16 protein-coding genes are annotated in these 17814 nt (G+C 68.5%); 1 reads left to right on the top strand and 15 read right to left on the bottom strand.

All coding sequences use genetic code 11. The features are described 5' to 3' along the window. Window positions 1-26 precede the first annotated feature (26 nt). The 8 genes from ACFWIW_RS11435 to ACFWIW_RS11400 all read right to left on the bottom strand — a co-directional run bounded on the left by ACFWIW_RS11435 (window position 27) and on the right by ACFWIW_RS11400 (window position 10304). Window positions 27-1376: a peptide ligase PGM1-related protein gene (locus ACFWIW_RS11435; RefSeq protein ID WP_378368357.1), complete on the bottom strand. Its 1350-nt coding sequence runs from the start codon at window positions 1374-1376 to the stop codon at window positions 27-29. Window positions 1377-1403: 27 nt separating this feature from the next. Beyond that, a complete protein-coding gene (locus tag ACFWIW_RS11430) occupies window positions 1404-2579 on the bottom strand; it encodes an acyl-CoA dehydrogenase family protein (protein ID WP_378368356.1) in 1176 nt (391 codons plus the stop codon). Between the two features lie 2 nt (window positions 2580-2581). After that, entirely contained in the window at window positions 2582-3913 is a 1332-nt protein-coding gene (locus ACFWIW_RS11425; RefSeq protein ID WP_378368355.1) for an aspartate aminotransferase family protein, read from the bottom strand. Beyond that, window positions 3910-4920, bottom strand: coding sequence for a 3-oxoacyl-ACP synthase III family protein (locus ACFWIW_RS11420; protein ID WP_378368354.1), 1011 nt, complete (start codon window positions 4918-4920; stop codon window positions 3910-3912). The genes ACFWIW_RS11425 and ACFWIW_RS11420 overlap by 4 nt, the downstream gene beginning before the upstream one ends. Window positions 4921-4953: 33 nt before the next feature. Continuing rightward, entirely contained in the window at window positions 4954-6375 is a 1422-nt protein-coding gene (locus ACFWIW_RS11415) for a lactonase family protein (protein ID WP_378368353.1), read from the bottom strand. Window positions 6376-6625: 250 nt separating this feature from the next. Beyond that, a complete protein-coding gene (locus ACFWIW_RS11410) occupies window positions 6626-7726 on the bottom strand; it encodes an FAD-dependent oxidoreductase (RefSeq protein WP_378368352.1) in 1101 nt (366 codons plus the stop codon). A gap of 66 nt (window positions 7727-7792) precedes the next feature. Next, window positions 7793-8740 (bottom strand): ferritin-like domain-containing protein, encoded by a 948-nt coding sequence (locus ACFWIW_RS11405; RefSeq protein ID WP_378368351.1) that lies wholly within the window; start codon window positions 8738-8740, stop codon window positions 7793-7795. A gap of 319 nt (window positions 8741-9059) precedes the next feature. Then, window positions 9060-10304 (bottom strand): aminotransferase class I/II-fold pyridoxal phosphate-dependent enzyme, encoded by a 1245-nt coding sequence (locus ACFWIW_RS11400; protein WP_378368350.1) that lies wholly within the window; start codon window positions 10302-10304, stop codon window positions 9060-9062. 177 nt (window positions 10305-10481) lie between these two features. On the opposite strand from ACFWIW_RS11400, the gene ACFWIW_RS11395 reads away from it, so the two are divergent. After that, window positions 10482-10973 carry a hypothetical protein gene (locus ACFWIW_RS11395; RefSeq protein WP_378368349.1) on the top strand — a complete coding sequence of 164 codons (492 nt, stop codon included), beginning with the start codon at window positions 10482-10484 and terminating at the stop codon, window positions 10971-10973. Here the strand turns inward: ACFWIW_RS11395 and ACFWIW_RS11390 are convergent, their stop codons facing one another. Genes ACFWIW_RS11390 through ACFWIW_RS11360 form a run of 7 tightly spaced genes read right to left on the bottom strand, consistent with a single transcriptional unit; the run spans window position 10974 to window position 17630 of the window. Further along, window positions 10974-11468, bottom strand: coding sequence for a hypothetical protein (locus tag ACFWIW_RS11390; protein ID WP_378368348.1), 495 nt, complete (start codon window positions 11466-11468; stop codon window positions 10974-10976). Then, window positions 11465-11953 (bottom strand): hypothetical protein, encoded by a 489-nt coding sequence (locus tag ACFWIW_RS11385; RefSeq protein ID WP_378368347.1) that lies wholly within the window; start codon window positions 11951-11953, stop codon window positions 11465-11467. The genes ACFWIW_RS11390 and ACFWIW_RS11385 overlap by 4 nt, the downstream gene beginning before the upstream one ends. Beyond that, entirely contained in the window at window positions 11953-13188 is a 1236-nt protein-coding gene (locus ACFWIW_RS11380) for an MCE family protein (RefSeq protein WP_378368346.1), read from the bottom strand. The genes ACFWIW_RS11385 and ACFWIW_RS11380 overlap by 1 nt, the downstream gene beginning before the upstream one ends. After that, entirely contained in the window at window positions 13185-14390 is a 1206-nt protein-coding gene (locus ACFWIW_RS11375; protein WP_378368345.1) for an MCE family protein, read from the bottom strand. The genes ACFWIW_RS11380 and ACFWIW_RS11375 overlap by 4 nt, the downstream gene beginning before the upstream one ends. Beyond that, a complete protein-coding gene (locus ACFWIW_RS11370; RefSeq protein WP_378368344.1) occupies window positions 14387-15568 on the bottom strand; it encodes an MCE family protein in 1182 nt (393 codons plus the stop codon). Before ACFWIW_RS11370 ends, ACFWIW_RS11375 begins: the two co-directional genes overlap by 4 nt. Further along, the gene (locus ACFWIW_RS11365) at window positions 15565-16596 is read right to left on the bottom strand and encodes an MCE family protein (RefSeq protein WP_378368343.1); all 1032 of its coding nucleotides are present in this window, start codon (window positions 16594-16596) and stop codon (window positions 15565-15567) included. Before ACFWIW_RS11365 ends, ACFWIW_RS11370 begins: the two co-directional genes overlap by 4 nt. Then, a complete protein-coding gene (locus ACFWIW_RS11360) occupies window positions 16593-17630 on the bottom strand; it encodes an MCE family protein (RefSeq protein WP_378368342.1) in 1038 nt (345 codons plus the stop codon). The genes ACFWIW_RS11365 and ACFWIW_RS11360 overlap by 4 nt, the downstream gene beginning before the upstream one ends. Window positions 17631-17814 lie beyond the last annotated feature (184 nt).

Here is a 17814-nt window from a genome sequence, read left to right as displayed (position 1 = left end):
CTCATTTTCTTCAGTGCCAAGGGAGTTCAGGCCGCTTCGAAGGCCGCCAGCGCGCGCTGCTCGAGGTCGTGGGCGTGGGCGAGGTCCTCACCGACGACCATGTAGTCCAGGACGCCGCACCGGGCCACGTCCTCGATGGCGACGATCACGCCGGTGCGGGTGGTCTTGTCGAACGAGAGCCCGCCCGCGTCGAGTGCCTTGAGCACCGCGGTGAAATCCCTCGCTTCGACCCAGTTGTAGGTCAGCACGACCCGTTCCCGGGTGTAGTTCTCGCCGACGAGGACCCTGGCCAGGTAGTCGATGTTGGTGCAGCAGCCCATCCGGCCGTTGACCTCGTTGAAGAACAGCTTCCCGTCGACGGTCGTGATCGAGTCGATGTTCAGGTAGCCGACGAAACCGCGGCGACCCGCCTCACGGGCGAGGTTCATGCTGTGCGCGGTCATGTCGCCGAGGTCCGCCGCCAGCATGCGCTGGCCGGGGATCTCGAAACCGATGAAGGTCGGTTCCATCCGCATCTCACCGAAATTGAGCAGCTTCGGCGCCTCCGTGGGGCCGGGGACCCACAGCTCGCTGTAGTAGACCTGCGCCGCCTGGTGGTATGCCTCGACGACGACGCGGGTGTTGCGCTGCAGCGCCACCAGTGGCCACAGTTCCGCGGCCAGCACGGCGAAGTCGCAGCCCTCCGACGGCACCGGCACGACCCGCGAGGCACCGGTCAGCCGGGTCTCGTCGTGCACGGTGACGACGGTGTTGCCCGCGCTGCCGGAGTTCATCTCCTGTTTGATGATCACCCGCCCGGTTTCGCCGAGCAGGGTCCGGATGGCCACGCCGAGCTCGTGCTCGGTGCTCGCCACCCGGCCGGAGGGCACCGGAGCGTCGACCGTGCCGGCGAGCTGGCGGAACAACACCTTGCTGTTGAACGTCTCCGCTCCCCCGCAGCGCAGGAAGTCCCGGCAGGCCAGATCCGTTCCCTCGTCGATGCCGAACAAGGGCAGGCCGAGCTCGTCGGCCAGCGCCATCACCGGGCGGTCGAGGAAGTACGCCTCCATCCGCCAGTCGGCGAGGTCGCCGGCCCTGGACCGGATCTGCTCCGCGACGAAACCGTCGTTCAGCGACGCGTCGTTGAGAATCAGCTGGCGGGAGTCGCCGTCACGCGGCACCACGACGTTGTTCCGCGTGAGGTTGCGATCGAGAAGGCCGGCCACATAGTCGATGAACTCGTCGGAGACCGAATGCGGCAGGATCACGAGGTCTTCGTCTTCGGCCATGACGAGCAGGCGGCAGCAGCACATCGAGCTGAGCGCGTGGATCTCGGGCGGCATGTCGTTGCCGCACATCGAATCACTGTCCACATTGGCCACGATCACCTTGGGCATGACTTTTTCCCTTTCCGGATGGGGTTTTCAGGCAGCGGTCTTGGTGGCGACGGGGATGTTCTTGGCCTTCTGCAGTTTCACGAGCTGGGTGAAGATGTTCTTGCGCTGGATGTCGGAGGTTCCGCCGGCGATCAGCGTGCCCAGCGCGTCCTGGACATTGCGCGAGTGCCTGCTCAGCTCATAGCCCGCGTGACCGAAGATCTGCATGACGTCCAGCGCGGCCGCCGCCATCCCCTCCGAGCCGATCAGCTTGGCGGTCGACGACAGCAGCACGGCCTCGTCCTGCTCGTCGAGCAGGCTGGCGAGCGCGGCGTAGGACACCCATCGGGTGGACTCGATGGCGAGTTTGACATTGGTGATCCGCCGCTGGACGTACTGGTAGTCCGCGATCGGATGCCCGAACGCCTCACGTGTCTCGGAAAAGTCCATCGCGTCCTGCAGGAGACCTTCCAGATACGCGGCGCCGACCACGCCGTAGAGAAGCCTGTCGAGCGTGATCGTGTTGTAGGTCAAGCGGAGTCCGTCGCCGGGTTTCCCGAGCACCTGGCCCGCGGTGATGGGCAGGCCGAAGAACGAGATCGGACCGGTCGGGCTGGTCCGGTTGCCGAACATGTGCTCGTGGTCCCCGGTGCGCATCGCGGGGCCGCGTTCCACGACGAACACCGAGATGTCCCGTTTGGCAGGCAGCTTGTCGATCCGGCCGAGTACCCAGAACATGTCCGCGACGGGCGCGTTCGTGATGTGCGCCTTGCTGCCGACCAGTTTGTAGCCGTGTTCGGTGGGATAGGCGGTCGCGGAGACACGGCCGACGTCGGAGCCGCCGCGCATCTCGGTCAGCGCGGTCGAGCCGACCGAGCCGCTCATCATCCGGGGCAGCGCGACCGTGTGGTGGTATTCACCGCCGAAGTTCACCAGCGAACGCAGGAAACCGGCGTGCGCGATCAGGGACAGGCAGAAGCCGAGATCCTTGCCGCCTCTCGCGATCCCCTCCAGCGCGGCGCAGAAATCCCACCAGGTCAGACCATGACCGCCGAGCTCCTCCGGGACCGGTATCCGCCACAGCCCGTCGTCGGCCAGCGCCCGCCACGCCCTCCGGTCGAGCTGTTCCCGTTCGTAATGCCACTCGGAGCGTGGGGCGACGTGCTCCCTGGCGAGTTGCTCGTAGTGGTCGGCCAGCGCGCGCTGCGACAGAGTCCAGCCCATCTTCATCGCGAAGCTCCTTCCAAGAGGGTGGTTTCGCACCCGGCGACGGTGTCGAGCGCGGTGGAGAACAGTTCGACGAGCCGGTCCAGTTCGCCGAGCGTGATCGTCAGCGGCGGCGCGACCACCACCGCCTGGGGCACCGGCGTCGTTCCCGCCGGATAGAGCAGCAGCCCGGCGTCACGCGCCGCCCGCACGATCGCCGCGGCGGTGATCAGCGGCGGTTTTCCCGGTTCGGAGAAGTCCACGGCGAGCAGCAGGCCCCTGCCGCGGACCTCGGCGGCGATTCCTCTGGCGCGTAACGCTTCTCGCAGTCCTTCGGCCAGCGCCGGCCCCAGTTCCCTCGCCCTGCGGGGAAGATCGTGTTCGCGGACGTAGCCGAGCACGGCGAGGCCCACCGCGGCCGACAGCGGATTCGCCGCGTAGGTGTGACCGAGGAGGAATTGCCCGCTTCCGGCCCGGATCGCTTCGTGGATCCGGTCGCTCAGCAGTACCGCCCCCAGTGGCGCGTAACCGGCGCTGACCCCTTTGCCGAGCACCAGCAGGTCGGGCTCCACGTCCTCTTCGTCACATCCGAACCAGTGCCCGGTCCGGCCGAGACCGGTGATCACCTCGTCCGCCACCAGCAACACGTTGTGCCGGCGGCAGATTTCCGCCACTTCGCGGAGGTAGCCCGCCGGGCTGGGCACCGCCCCTCCCGACGCGCCGACCACCGGTTCGACGAACACCGCGGCCACCCGGTCGGCGCCCGCCTCGAGGATCGCGTCCTCGATGGACCGCGCGCAGTCGAGCGCGCAGGTGGACCTGGTCAGTCCGAAGGGACAGGCGCCGCAGTTCGCCGCGGTCGCTTTCGGCCAGTCGGGCAGTACGGCCCGCACCGGGCGCCGCCGCTGCGGATGCCCGGACAACCCGATCGCACCGAGGGTGGCGCCGTGGTAACTCCCGTCCCGCGAGATCATCACCGTGCGCCGCGGCTCACCGACCTCCTGCCAGTACTGCAGGGCCAGCCGGACCGCGGCCTCGATCGCCTCCGAACCGCTGTTGGTGAAGAAGGCATGGTCCAGATCACCCGGCGCGAGCTGGGTGAGTTCCGCCGCGAGCCGCTCCGCTCGCGGATTCGTGAACTGGAGCCGGGTCACGAAGGTGATTTCCTCGAGCTGCGCGCGGATGGCGTCGGCGATCTCGGGAACACCGTGCCCGATGTTCACCACGATCGCCCCGGAGCAACCATCCAAATAGGACTTCCCGGTCTCGTCGTAGACGTAGCTTCCCTTGGCGCGTACGGCGACCGGGTAGTCTTCGGCCAGCTTCGGATACAGCAGATGCGTTCCCGTCACGGCGCACCGAACCTGGTTCCGCTGCCGGCCCAGCGATGCAGGGACGCCCCGGCGCTCATCCCGCCACCGATCCCGAGCAGCACGATCAGCGCGTCACGTTCGATGCCGCGCGTCCTGATCGCGTCGTCGAGCGTGACCGGGATCGACGCCGCCGCGGTATTGCCGTAGACCTGGCAGGTCAGATGCAGTTTGTCCGGCGGCAGCCCCGCCGCGGTGAAGGTGTTCCGCAGCAGCACGGCGTTCGCCTGATGCGGTACCACGAGGTCGATGTCGTCGATGCCGAGATCGGATTCCTTGAGCAGCGTGCCCAGCAGATCGGGCACCACGGTCTCGACGTACTCACGGACCGCGCGGCCCCGCATGGTGAACAGTCCTTCGCCCGCGGCGAGCGACGCCGGCGTCAGCGGGTTCCGGCTGCCCCCGCCCTCGATCTTCACGAGACCCTGCAGCCGCCCGTCGGAAACCAGGCGCGAGGCGAGCATCCCGTGCTCCTCGCCGGTGGGGCCCAGCACCACGGCGCCCGCACCGTCCCCGAACAGCACCGCGGAGCGGTGATCCCCGAAATCCAGTTGCCGCGAGTAGATGTCCGCGCCGATGACCAGCGCGTACCTGGCGTTCGGGTCGGCGGTGAGCAGACCGCGCGCCGTGTCGAGCGCGTAGACGAAACTGGTGCACACCGAGTTGACGTCGAAGGCCGCGGCCCGGTCCGCACCCACCGCGGACTGCACCACGACGGCGGTCGCGGGCTGCGGGAAGTCCGGTGTGGACGTTCCCACCACGACGAAGTCGAGCAGCTCGGCGGGAAGGTCGGCCGCCTCCAGCGCGCGTTTCGCCGCCTCGGCCGCCAGATCGCTGGTCGCCTGTCCGGAAGCGGCGAAGCGGCGCTCGCTGATCCCCGTCCGCTCCGCGATCCACTCGGCCGTCACCCCGGTTCGCGGTGCGAGCATCTCGTTGGTCACCACGGATCGGGGCAGATAGGAGCCTGTGCCGATGATTCCGTACCTCATTGATTTCCCCGCTTTCATTTCGGATACGCGTGGTCAGTACGCGGCGAGACCGAACGGCGCCGCTTCGCCGCCCTTGCCGAACTCCGCGAGCTGGAAGACGTCGTGCTTCTCGACGAAGGTGAGCAACCCGTTGCCGGCGACCTTGAACACGTACAGGGAACCGGTGAACGAGTTGAGCTGGTAAAGGAACTGGGAATCCCGGCTCAGGCTCATGTCCGTGGCGCCCATGGGGAGGTTGTCGTTCTTCGAGTCCTTCCCGTCCGCGGCGGTCGCGACCGGCTGCAGCAGGGTCAGCGCCCCGTCGGCGCCGAGGCTGTAGGAGGAGACGATGCCGTCGTCGAACGGGCTGGAGACGAACACGGTCTTCTGGTCGTCGGTGACCACGACCCAGCAGCTGTCGGTCTGCTTGTTCGGCACCGAACCGTTGACGGCCTTCAGTTTGGCGTCACCGTCGAACTGGTACGCCGCGGCGTGGCCGCCGCCGGGGTTCGCCAGTGCGCCGTTCTGCTCACTGACGATCAGCTTGCCGTCCCTCGTGAAGTTGAACCCGAAGGGACCCGTACCGCTGGGGTCGTTGAGCTGCTTGCGGCCGAGCGTGCCGTCGTAGTGGACGTCGAACGTGGTCAGCGAACCCTTGTTCTCCTTGCTCGCTCCCGGCAGCGAGGCGATGCGCTCGCTGACGACGAGGGTGTGCCCGTCCGGTGTGAAGGAGACCTGCGAGCAGCCGGACCGCCCACGCCCGCTCAGTTCACGGGTCGAGCCCTCGATCGGCTGGAGCGCGCCATCCGGGGTGACCCGGAAGCCGGTCACCGTCGGGATACCGCCGTGGCTGCAGTTCTCCAGTGCCGTGGTCGGTCCCAGGAGCAGCCGCCGGTCCTCCTCGCCGCTGTTGAGCACGTAGAGCAGGCCGTTGTTGACCGTCACGCTCACCGGCCGCTTACCGCCGGACGGCGTCTGGCCGACCAGTTCGAGCCCGCTTTCCAGCACCCGGAAAACGGAGATCGTGCCGCTGCCGGCGTTGGTGACGAACAGCAGTTCCGCCTTGTCGATGTTCTGGATGGGCGCCGCTTCCCCGGACGCGGTCCCGAGCACGATGCCCCCCGCGCTGTCCTCGAAACTGCCGGTGCCCACTCCGCCGGTCGGGTATCGGCCGACCTCACGCAGGGTGCCGTCGGCCTTGCGGGCGAACGCGGCGACCTCGTTGGCGGTCTCGTCGTTCGACTGCAGGAAGACCGCGCCCTCCCGCAGGTTCCCCGCGCCGAGCGAACGCGGGCCGGTGTTGACCCCGTTCGCCGCCGGTGCCTCGGGCTGCGGAGCGGGCTCCTGCGGCCGCGGCGCCTGTTCGGCCTGGCCGGCGAGCACCGGTGCCGGCGCGTCGTCGCCGGTCACGGAGGCGGTGACGAACGCGGTCGCGACCGCGATGGCGATCGCGGCCACGAAGGCGGAAGTGACCACTAGGACGCGTCGGCCGCGTTTGGGCTTGCGCACCGGCGCCGCCCACGCGGGCGGCTCGGGCGGTGTCCCCTGAACGGGGTAGGGGTGGGGAGCGAACGCCTGGTTCTGGCCACCTGGCGCGGGGCAGCCGCAAGTCCCCTCGTGACCGCATTGCTTGTGCATGCCAACCTCCTCGGTGAGTCAGTGAGACCGAGGATGCTGGGACGTGCGTGGCTGGGCAGTCACACGTGCGTCGCAGGGGGCCTGCGCTTCATTCCCTGGTGATGCGCGCGTCCCATTCGATGTGGTGCCGGTAGAGCCAGTTCCGGTCCTGGTCGGAGTTCGTCCCCGAGGGCACCGCCGCGCTGCGCGCCACCAGTTCCTCCACCCGCGCCCGCCGCAGCCGCTCGTAGGCCGCGAAAGCCGTTGGCGCGTCGGGAAGATCCCGCAAGCACCGGGCCAGCACGACACTGTCCTCCAGCGCCATCGACGCGCCCTGCCCCGCGGCGGGCGAGGGCGCGTGCGCGGCGTCGCCCACGAGCACCATCGACGCGTTCCACCACACCGGCGTCGAAGGAACGTCGTAGGAGTGGCCGCCGAAGACGTCGTCTCCGGTGGACTGGATGATTTCCGCGGCGGGCAACGGTTCCCCGTCGAAAGCTGCGAAAGCGGCCGCGCGCCATTCGGCCGGGGTCAGGCCGGAGCGCACCCCCTCGGCCGTGGGGAGCCGCGCGAACCAGTACGTCGCGCCGTCGGGAGTGCTCGTGTAGCCGAAGAAGGCGTGCAGGCTCTGGATCATCCGATAGAGGGACGGTGCCCGCGGGATGTCCTGGTCGGTCGTATAGCCGTAGACGACGTCGAGGCCGGTCGAACGCGGCGGCGGGCAGTCCGGGTCGATGATCGTCCGGACGACCGAGTGCAGGCCGTCTGCGCCGATCAGGATGTCGCCTTCGGCCACGGAACCGTCCTCGAAGCGGGCGACACCGGGCGACGCGGAAACCAGCCGTTTCCCGCGTTCGAAGGTGATCCCGCGCGAGATCGCCTCCTCCTGCAGCGCGCGATAAAGCGACGCTCGCGTCATCGTGCGTGGTCCGGCGAGGCCGTCGATGTCGAAGGAACGCCGTTCGACGGTCTTCCCGTCCGGCGTCACGAGTTCCAGACCCACCGCGCCGAAGGAGTTGTCGATCACCGGCCCGTCGGCGTCGATGGCACGCAGGGCGTCCATGCCGTTGTGCATGATCGTCAGGAACGCGCCCGCGTCCTCGCCGCCGGACGGATACGCCTCGTGGACGCTCGCCTCGATCCCGGCCCGTCGCAACGCCATCGCGGTCACCGTGCCGGAGATACCGCCGCCGATGATCACCGCCTTCACCGCGAACCCCCTGTCCGTGTCGCCGTCACCCGACCGTACCGGGAAACGGCGACACGGCAGAGGTGTCTACGCGCCGCCGCTGGCGACGATGTCGCCGTTGACGCCCTTGGGGAAGAACCCGCCCTCCTTCACCGCGCCCGGGTTCAGGTAGACGACGTTCAGCACCCGGTCGGCGCCGCGGCCGAAGCAGATGCCGTTGTGGTCGGCCGGCACCATGTTGGCCTGGTTGCCGAGCAGGATGCCCTGGTCGTCGTCGCCGGGACCGTCGAGGGCGTCGCGCGCGTTGGAGATCTTGGCGGCCGCGTCGCCGAGTTCCCGGTCGAACAGCGCGGTCCGGATGGTGGCGGCGTGGTAGGCCTCGGCGGCCAGGATGCCGGCGGCCGCGTCGAGGAACGTCTTGTTGGTGATCAGCGGGGCCGCGCCCTTGTAGGCCGTCACGCCGACGTCTTCGAACAGGAACGCCGCGAGCAGGAAGTTCTTCTCGTTGGCGAAGGGGTCGAACTGCTGGTACTCGCTGATCAGCCCGGCCGCGCGAGCGGCGGCGGTGAAGCTGTCCTCGAGGTCGATCTCGGGCCGCGACACCGCGGCCTCGCCCAGCGCGCCGCGCAGGAATTTGACGTGCGCGACCTCGTCGCCCGCGATCTCCTTCGCGAACTGGTGCAGCGCCTTGTCGTGGAACATCACCTTCTTGCCGCCGGTGACGCCGCCCTGGGTGCCGGCGCCACCGGTGAGGTCGTCCGGCAGCCCGCGGCCGTGGACGGCGAAGGAGTAGAACTCGGCTTCGAGGTATTCCAGGTTGAGCGCGAAGTTGAGCACGGCGGCGTCGCTGGGGGCACCCGCCTCGGCCGCGGCCTCGCCGGTCGCCGAAGCGGACGAAGTGGCCTGAACCCCGAGGTAGGTCGCGCCGACGACACCGAGCCCCGCCGCGCCTGCGGCCTTCAGGAACCGGCGGCGATCCGTCCGGTTCTCGGCGCTGCGGGAGATCAGGGTACGAACGAAGGGCTTTCCGAACACGAGTGGTTCCTCTCGTCTTTGCGGTGCACACCCACCCACTCGGACGTTCGGAACCACTCGTGGCCCGGATTGGAAAAGATCCCGGAATCATCGGGAGGCAAGTCGAAGTGTCCACAAGGGACGGTTCACCTCGATTGAACGCCCGCTTTATGGGGTCGTGAGTGATAAAGAGCGTTAGAACGATCATTACCACTCACGACCCCGGCGCAAAGCGCACAAATCGGGCATCGGGCGAGCCTCGGTGCCCCTCGCGGACGGTCTGCCGCCCGCGAATGACACGTTCGCCTACCGCCCGTAACCCTCGGTCTGGATCTCGGACCTACTTCTTCGTCGCCGCGGCGAGGCGGATGCAGACGGCGAGACCGCGGATGGCCTCTTCCACCTCGGCCAGCTCGGGGTACGTCGGCGCGATGCGGATGACGGCGTCCTCGGGGTCGTCGCCGTACGGGTGGGTCGCGCCGGCCGGGGTCAGTGCGATACCCGCCTCCTTGGCCAGCCGCACGACCTCCTTGGCGGTCCCGGACGGCACGGTCAGCGAGATGAAGTACCCGCCGGTCGGCTTGGTCCAGGACGCGAGGCCCGATTCGCCCAGTTCCTTGGTGAGGATCTCGTCGACGGCCGCGAACTTCGGCCCGATGAGCTCGGCGTGCTTGCGCATATGCTCGCGGACGCCGTCCTCGTCGCGCAGGAACTGCGCGTGGCGGAGCTGGTTGACCTTGTCCGGGCCGATGGTCCGCTTGCCGATGAGGCCGGTCCACCAGGCCAGGTTCGCCTCGGACGCGCCGAAGAAGCCGACGCCGCCACCCGCGTAGGTGACCTTCGAGGTGGAGCCGAAGACGAACACGCGGTCGGCGTTGCCCGCCTCGGTGGCCAGCGCGAGCAGGTCCGCCAGGTGCGCCTCTTCGTCGGTGAGGTGGTGCACGGCGTAGGCGTTGTCCCAGAAGATCCGGAAGTCCGGGGCGGCCGTGACCATCGTCGCCAGGCGGCGCACGGTGTCGTCGCTGTAGGTGACGCCGGTCGGGTTGCTGTACTTCGGCACGCACCAGATGCCCTTGATCGCGGCGTCCTCGGCGACGAGACGCTCGACGAAGCCCATGTTCGGGCCGGTCTCGGTGAGCGGCACCTGGATCAGCTCGATCCCGAAGCGCTCCGCCAGCGCGAAGTGCCGGTCGTAGCCCGGCACGGGGCACAGGAACTTGACGCTCGGCTCGTCGGCCCAGCGGCGCTCGGCGCCGGGGAGCTTGCTGAGGAAGGCCTGCACGATCGAGTCGTGCATGAGCTCCAGGCTGGAGTTGCCCGCGGCCAGCAGCTGCTCGGCCGGGACCTGCAGCGGCCCGGCGAAGATGCGGCGGAGCTCGGGCAGGCCCTTGAGGCCGCCGTAGTTGCGGACGTCCGTGCCGTCCTCGGCCTTGCGCACGTCTCCGGGGAGGGCGAGCAGCCCGTCGGCGAGGTCGAGCTGGCGAGGGGACGGCTTGCCGCGGGTGATGTCCAGGGAGAGGCCACGGTCGACGAGGGCCGCGTAGTCGCGGCGGGCGCTCTCGACATCGACAGGTGCAGTGGTCATGCCTAACGCTAAACCCGGCGGCGATCCGGCGTGAGACGAGGGTGGCCCTGGCCCCGCTCGCACAAGATCCGATAACGGTTCCGGCGCGTTTTTCAGCAATCGTAACGAGGCCAAATCCCCTATTGATCCCGCCGCCGTTCCCGCATTCTCGAAAGTACGAGGAAAAGGGGAGAAAAAATGGGAGCGAAGAAGCGGGCGGCGGCGACGCTGATGGCGGCGGGCACGCTGGCCGCGTGCGCGGTACCGAATCAGGGAACGGCGATGCCCGCCGTCGCGCCGAACACGATCGTGATCCAGCCACCCGCGGTCGCCGCCCCGCCGCAGACGGTTTACGTCGCACCGCCCACGACGCAGACGGTGTATCCCGTGCCCTCGGTTCCCGTGGCGCAAACGGTGATCGCCTTCTACGACGCGATCAACCGGCGTGATTTCCCCACCGCCTGGAATCTCGGTGGGCGACGGCTGGCGAAAGGCGGCACTTATGCCTCCTGGTCCAGTGGATACGCGACGACTTCGTGGACCGCCCTCACCGTGCGGAGCGTGAGCGGGGACACCGTGTACGTCGATCTTTCGGCCCGGCAGACCGATGGTTCACTGCGTACTTTTTCCGGTTCCTACACCGTTTCCGGCGGCGTGATCACCGGCGCGGACATGAAACGCCTCTCGTGATCACAGCGGGATGAGCTGGGAGATCTTCCACCGGCCGTCGACGCGCTGCGCGGTGACCGAAAGCTGCGAGACCGTCGACTGCGGCGCGCCGCCACCGGCGGTCATCGTCTGCTGGTCGAGGAACAGCAGCACCTCGGCCTGGTCGCCGCGCAGGGACCGCACGCCGAGTGACCGCACCGTCGTCGTGCGTACCAGCTTCTCTTCTTCGGCCCGCTTCCGCGCCGACGCGAACTGGTCGCGGTACTGGCCGGTCGCCTCGCCGGTCAGCACGTCGGCGGCGGCCCGCTCGGTGCGCGCGAGGTTGCTGTAGTCGTAGGAGAACACCGCCTTCACCCCGGCGCCGACCTGGTCCGCGACCTCGGCCGTGGCGGACTGGTCCACCAGCGCCGCGTTGCCGTCCGAACCCAGCGAGGACGCCTGGAGGCCGAACCACACCGCGCAGCCGGCGGCCACCACGATGATCGCGACCAGGATCCGCGGGACGCGCCCGGTCATGAGCCCGCCGCCTGTACCGCGCTGACCTTCCAGCCGCCCTCGACGCGCTGGTAGTCCACGGTCAGCCTGCTCACCTTCGGTGCGGCCGACCCGCCGCCGGTGCTGATCCGCACGTCCAGCACGGCCATCAGGCGCGCCGTCCCGGCCACCGCGTCGAGCTCGGTGACCGCGGCCTGCTTGAGCTTCGCCGTGGCGACGGTCTTGCTCGCGTTCGCCCGGTCGATCTGGATCTGCCGGTCGCCGGTGAGGTCCTTGCCGAGCCGTCCGGTGGTGACGCCGAGCCAGCGGTCGACGTCCTTCGCGCCGCTGCGGTAGTCGATCGTGTTGAGCACCTCCAGCTGGCCGGACGCGGCGGCGAGGACGGCCTCACGCTCGCGGCCCCTGGCCAGGCCGTCGTCGCCCGCGGCGCGCCACCACGACCACCCGGACCAGGCGGCCGCGAGCACCGCCAGCGCGGCCACGACGGTGAGGGCGCGGGTGAGCATCACTTCCCGCCCAGCAGCGCGCCGAGCCCGCCGGGGGCGGATCCGGAGAGCAGGCTCAGCACGCCCGGCAGCTGGGCGGATTCCGCCGCCTGCGGGGTCTGCTTCGGCCGCGCCGGGACCGCGGGTGGCTTCCCGGCGTACGGGGCGTTCTGCGAGCCTCGCACGCCCGTGGGGCTTCCCGGCGGCTCGGCGCAGTAGGCCTGGGTGTTCACCGGCGCTTCGGTCGTGTCGTTGGCGGGACGCTGCTTCGTACCCTCGTAGCCCTTCGTGCACGAGACCGGGTCGAAGAAGTTGAACACGACGCCGAGGTGACCGGTGCCGTCCGGCGACGTCGAACGCGAGAACGCCGAGATGATCGGGTACGCGACCAGGAGCTCCTCGATGGCGTCGGTGCGGGCGGACGTGATCTGGGCGGTCGTGAGCGTGTTCGCGAACAGCACCCCGAGGTCGGTCCCGGACACCGCGAGCACGTCGCTGATCTGGCGGCTCAGCTTCGGTGCCTCGTCGATCACGCGCCGCAGATCCGGGTCGGACGTCTTCAGCTGCGCGGCGATCGTCTTGAGTCCGCTGGAGAACTGGGTGATGTTGTCGGCCTGCCGCCGCTGGGTGTCCAGCACGGTCCGCGAGTTGGCGAGCAGGCCCTGGGTGTCGGGCAGGTACTGCGTCGCGGTCGCGGTGAGCGAACCGGTGCTGTTCAGCAGCTGCCGCAGATCCGGGCCGGCGTTCGCGAACGCCTCGTAGGTCTCGTCGACGACGGTCCGCAACGATTCCGGCTTCACACTCGACACCAGTTTGTCCAAATTGGACAGCACGGTGTCCGGGGCGAGCGGGATCGAGGTCTTGTCGCGTTTGATGACCGATCCCTCGGTGAGATACGGCCCGTTCTCGTGCATGGGCAGCAGATCGACGTACTGCTCCCCCACCGCCGACCGGTTCGCGACCGCGGCCTTGGTGTCCGCGGGGATCTTCGGCGCGTCCGAATCGATGTCGAGACCGAGGTCGATTCCGTGTTCGGTGAGTGTCATCGACGCGACCTTGCCGACCGCGACACCGCGGTAGGACACCTCGGCGTTGACGAAGATCCCGCCGGAGTCCACCAGCTGCGCGGTGACGAGGTAGCCGCGGGTGCCGAAGAGCCGGTCCAGCCCGGCGTAGTTGCCGCCCGCGTAGACGACCGAAACCACCGCGATGACCACGAACACCGCCAGCTGGATCCTGATCTTGCGCGTGATCACTTGCCACCTCCCAGCAGCGGCCCGAGGATCCCGCCGAGCACGCCGCCCAGCACGTCCCCTTGAGCCGACGGCGGAGCCTGCGGGAGATCACCGGCGGGCAGCGGCAGCACCGGCGGCGCGGCGCCGTTGTTGAACGGGATCGCGCCGGGAGCGCCGGTGCCCTGGGTGCCGGGCAGCTGGATGATCGGCTGCGACGAGTTGTTCATGTTCTCCAGGAACGTGTCCAGCTTCAGGTCGATCTTGGCTTCGACGTTCGCGTAGTCGCCCTTGATCACGTTGCCCGCGTAGTCCGGGAACGGATACGTGAGCAGGATCCGCAGCGCCGTCGGCAGATCCTGGCCTGCCTCGGTCAGCTTCTTCAGCGTGGGCTGCAACGCGCGCAGGTTCGCGACCAGCGTGTCCTTGCTCGCGTTGATCGTCTCGGTCGCGACCCCGGCGAGGGTGTTCAGCGACCGCAGCATGCCGACGAGCTGATCCCGTTGCTCGGTCACGACCTTGAGCCCCGGCGAGAGGTTGTCGAGGGCGTTCGTGATGTTCTGTGTCTCGCCGACGAGGGTTTTGGACAGTTTGTCGAGACCGTCTATGGCACGCAGGATCTCGCCCTTGTGTCCGTCGAGTTCGGTGGCGAGTTTGTCCACTTGGGACAGCAGGGAGCGGACCTCGGCCTCGTTGCCGGTGAGCGCCTCGTTGAGTTCGTGGCTGATCTTCTGGATCTGCTCGACCCCGCCGCCGTTGAGCAGCAGGGAAAGCGCGCCGAGGACCTCTTCGACCTCGGGGTTGCGGTTCGTGCGGTCCAGCGGGATCTTCGCGCCCTCGGCCAGTGATCCCTCGGGTTTCTCCGGGGCGTGCAGGTCGACGAACTTCTCCCCCAGCAGGCTCGACTGCCGCAGCTCGGCACGCGCGTTCGCGGGCAGCGCGATGTCGCCGTTGACCACCATGCTCACCCACGCCGAACGCGTGTCCGGCGCCAGGTCGATCTTCTCGACGCGGCCCACCGGGACGTCGTTGACCTTCACGCTCGCCTGCGGCACGAGGTCCAGGACGTCGGAAAACTGCGCGGAGAGCCGGTACGGATGGTCGCCGAGATCCGCGCCACCCGGCAACGGGGTGTTGTACAGCCCCGAAAACCCGCCGTCACTGCATCCGGCGAGCACGAGGACGCCCGCCATCACCCCGGCGATCTTCTGCCGCTGCCGCCTCATTTGGGGATTCCTTTGGTCATCACATCGATCAGCGGGAGCGGCAACGGCGGCAGTTCACCGCTCTGCAGCGAGGCCAGCACCTGCGGGACCGACGGGAGTTTCAGCGTGCCGTCGAGGACGGGCGCGAGCTGTTTGCAGATGTTGCCCAGCGCGTCCGGGATCGGTTTCGGCGTGCTGGCGCTGATCAGGCGGCACACGGTCAGGATCGGGGGGTGGGTCAGCTCGTTCAGGTTGTCGCGCACCGCGATCGTGCCGGAGGCGGCGTCGTAGGAGTTGATGAAGTTGGTCGCCCCGGTCGGCGCGATGTCGATCACCTCGGCGAGCGAGGCCCGCTGGTCCACGAGCACCTTCGTCAGCCCCGCCAGTTTGTCCACATTGGACGAGAGCAGATCCTTGTTCTCCGCGACGAACTTCTCGACGTCGCCCATCGCCGTCGCCAGGGAGCTCAGCGCGGCGCCCACGTCCGCGGAGTCCGCGGCGAGGAACCCGCTCACGTCCGCCGCCCGGCGATAGAACTCGTTGAGCTGCTTGTCGCTTTCGGCCAGCGCGCCGGTGAAGGAGTTCAGGTTCTGGATCGTGGTGAACAGGTCTCCTTTGGAGCTGTCCAGGGTCTTGGCCAGTTCGGACAGCCGCGTGACCGTGGTGTTGAGGTTCTTCCCGTTGCCGGCGAGGTTCGCCGCCGCGGTGTCGAGCACGTCGGACAGCGCGCCGTCCTTGTTGGCGCCGTTGGGGCCGAGGCTGGTCGAGAGCTTGTCGAGACTGGTGTAGAGGTCGTCGAGCTCGGCGGGGGTCGCCGTCTTCTCCTTGGCGATCACCGTGCCCGTGGCCATTTCGGGGCCGCTCTCGTAGGCCGGGGTCAGCTGGACATAGCGGTCGCTGACCAGGCTCGGCGCCACGACGACGGCGCCCGCGTCGGCCGGGATCGGGGTGTCGCCGTCGATCCGCATGTCGACCCGGACCGCCTCGCCCTGCGGGGTCACGCCGGTGATCTCGCCGACCTTCACCCCGAGCACCCGGACCGACGAACCCGCGTAGAGCCCGACGGTCTGGCCGAAGTAGGCGCTGATCCTGGTCCCGCCCGGCTCCTTGAACACCAGCCACAGCCCGGCGGTCAGGAGCAGCACGAGCACGCAGGCGAACGCGACCCAGTTGTACAGCGTGCGAGTACGGGTGCTCATCGTCCGCCCACCCCCTGGTTCGGCGCGGCGATCGGCGGGGTGCAGCCCTCCGGGTTCACCTGGAACGCGCCCGCGATGATCGTCGGTGGCAGCAGGCCGCACAGGTAACCCTCGAACCAGCGCCCGTTGCCGGTCGCGTTGGCCCCGACGCGGGCGAACGGCGCCATCAGCGCGAGGCTGCGGCTGAGGTTGTCCTGGTTGCGCTGCAGGATGTCGGTGACCTTGCCGAGTTTCTCCAGCGTCGGCTTCAGCTGCTGCCGGTTGTCGGCGACGAGACCGGACAGCTGCGCGGAAACCTGTTGCGTGCCCTTGAGCAAGGCGCTGATCGCGTCCTTCCGGTTCTGCAGTTCGGCGAGCAGGAGATTGCCGTCGTCGAGGATCCGTTTCAGCTGGGCGTTGCGGTCGGACAGCGTCTTGGACACCTTGCTCGTGTTGGCCAGCAACGTCTTCAGCTCACCGTCGCGCGAGGACACCGTCTTGGACAAGGAGGAAAGGCCGCCGAGTGCGTCCTTGAGGTACTGCGGGCTGTCCTTGAGCGCGTCGGAGAGGACGGTGAAACTCGTCGCCAGCTGCGCGGTGTCGATGTCGCCGACCGTGCCCGAAAGCTCCTGGAACGCGTCCTGCAGCTCGAACGGCGTCCGCGTGCGGTCGAGCCCGATGGTGGTGTTCGGGTCCTGGTTCCCCTTGCCCTTCGGGGTCAGCGCGAGGAACTTCTCCCCCAGCAGCGTCTTGATCTCGATCGACGCGGCGGTCGCGTCGCCGACCCGCACGTCCTTGACGCGGAACTTCACCAGCACCTTCTTGCCCGCCAGCTCCACCGAGCTGACCTGGCCGACCTTGACCCCGGCGACCTGCACCTCGTTGTCCGGCGCCAGCCCGGCCGACTCGCCGAAGTACGCGGAGTACGTCGTCCCGCTGCCGAACAACGGGATCCGGTCGGAAAAGTACGTCGTCGCCGTGACCAGCACGATCAGGATCAGCGTCACGCCGCCGACCACGGCCTGGTTGCGTTCCTTGAGCGGCTTCACGGCCCGCACCTCTCCGGTCGCTGCGTGCCGGGCAGCGGCGTGATCGGCAGTTCGATGTCGAGCGACTTGATGCCGATGCTGCCGGAGATCCCGCACAGGTAGTAGTTGAACCAGCTGCCGTAGCTCAGCGTCCTGGTGAACTTCTGCAGGTTGCCCGGCAGCACCTGCAGAAGGTGGTCGAGCAACTGTTCCGAGTCGCCGAGGTTCTGCGACAGCGCGCCGAGCTGCGCGACGTCGTCCTTGATCGCGGGCCGCGCGTCGGCGAGCAGGCCGGTCGTGGCGACGGTGAGGTCGCCGAGTGCCTTGACCGCCTCCCCGATCGGCTGCCGCTGCTCGGCGAGCCCGGTGACCAGCCGCTGGGTCTGGTCGATCAGCTCGCCCAGCTGCGGCGAGCGTCGCTCGACGGTGCCCAGCACGGTGTTGAGGTTCGCGATGACCTCGCCGATGATCTTGTCCTTGCCCGCGATGGCCGACGTGACCGACGCGGTGTGCGCGAGCAGGCTGGTGATCGTGCCGCCCTCGCCCTGGAAGACCTGGATGATCTCGTAGGACAGTTTGTTGACGTCCTCGGGGTTCAGAGCGCGGAAGAGCGGTTTGAACCCGTTGAAGAGCACGGTCAGGTTCAGGGCCGGTTTGGTGCGCTCGGGCGGGATGATTCCGCCGCGGGGCAACGACTTCTCGTCCCCGATGTCCGTGCCGAGCGAGAGATAACGCTGCCCGACGAGGTTGCGGTACTTGATGGTCGCGGTCACCGACGCGGGCAACCGGTGCGAGGTCTGGACGTCGAAGTGGACCTTGGCGAAGTTCTTCTCGCCCTCCTCGACCTCGATCTTGCCGACCTGGCCGACCTTCACGCCGACGATGCGGACGTCGTCGCCCTCCTTGAGGCCGGACGCGTCGGTGAACTTGGCCGTGTAGCCCGAGGTCTCACCGAAGTTGGTGTTCGCGATGGTGGCGCCGAGGATCGCGGTGAGCAGCACGGTCACGACCGCGAAGACGAGGATCTTGACCAGATCCGGGACGAAGGACCTCATCGGGTGCCCCTCCCGCCTCGTGAGTGGTAAGGACGGTTAGAACCGTCCTTGCCACTCACGAGCCCCACGCGTGTCCGGTCGCTTCCTGCCGTCGCGGGCCGAGGACGTTGGGGAATCCACATTATGGAAGATGTTAGTTGGGTGATTGGGGTTTTGGACCAGGGGCGGGGGGCGGCCGGGGGCG

Origin of the sequence: Amycolatopsis sp. NPDC058340 (assembly GCF_042723975.1) — a bacterium.
Lineage (GTDB): Bacteria > Actinomycetota > Actinomycetes > Mycobacteriales > Pseudonocardiaceae > Amycolatopsis.
This window is presented reverse-complemented; position numbering and strand designations above follow the sequence as displayed.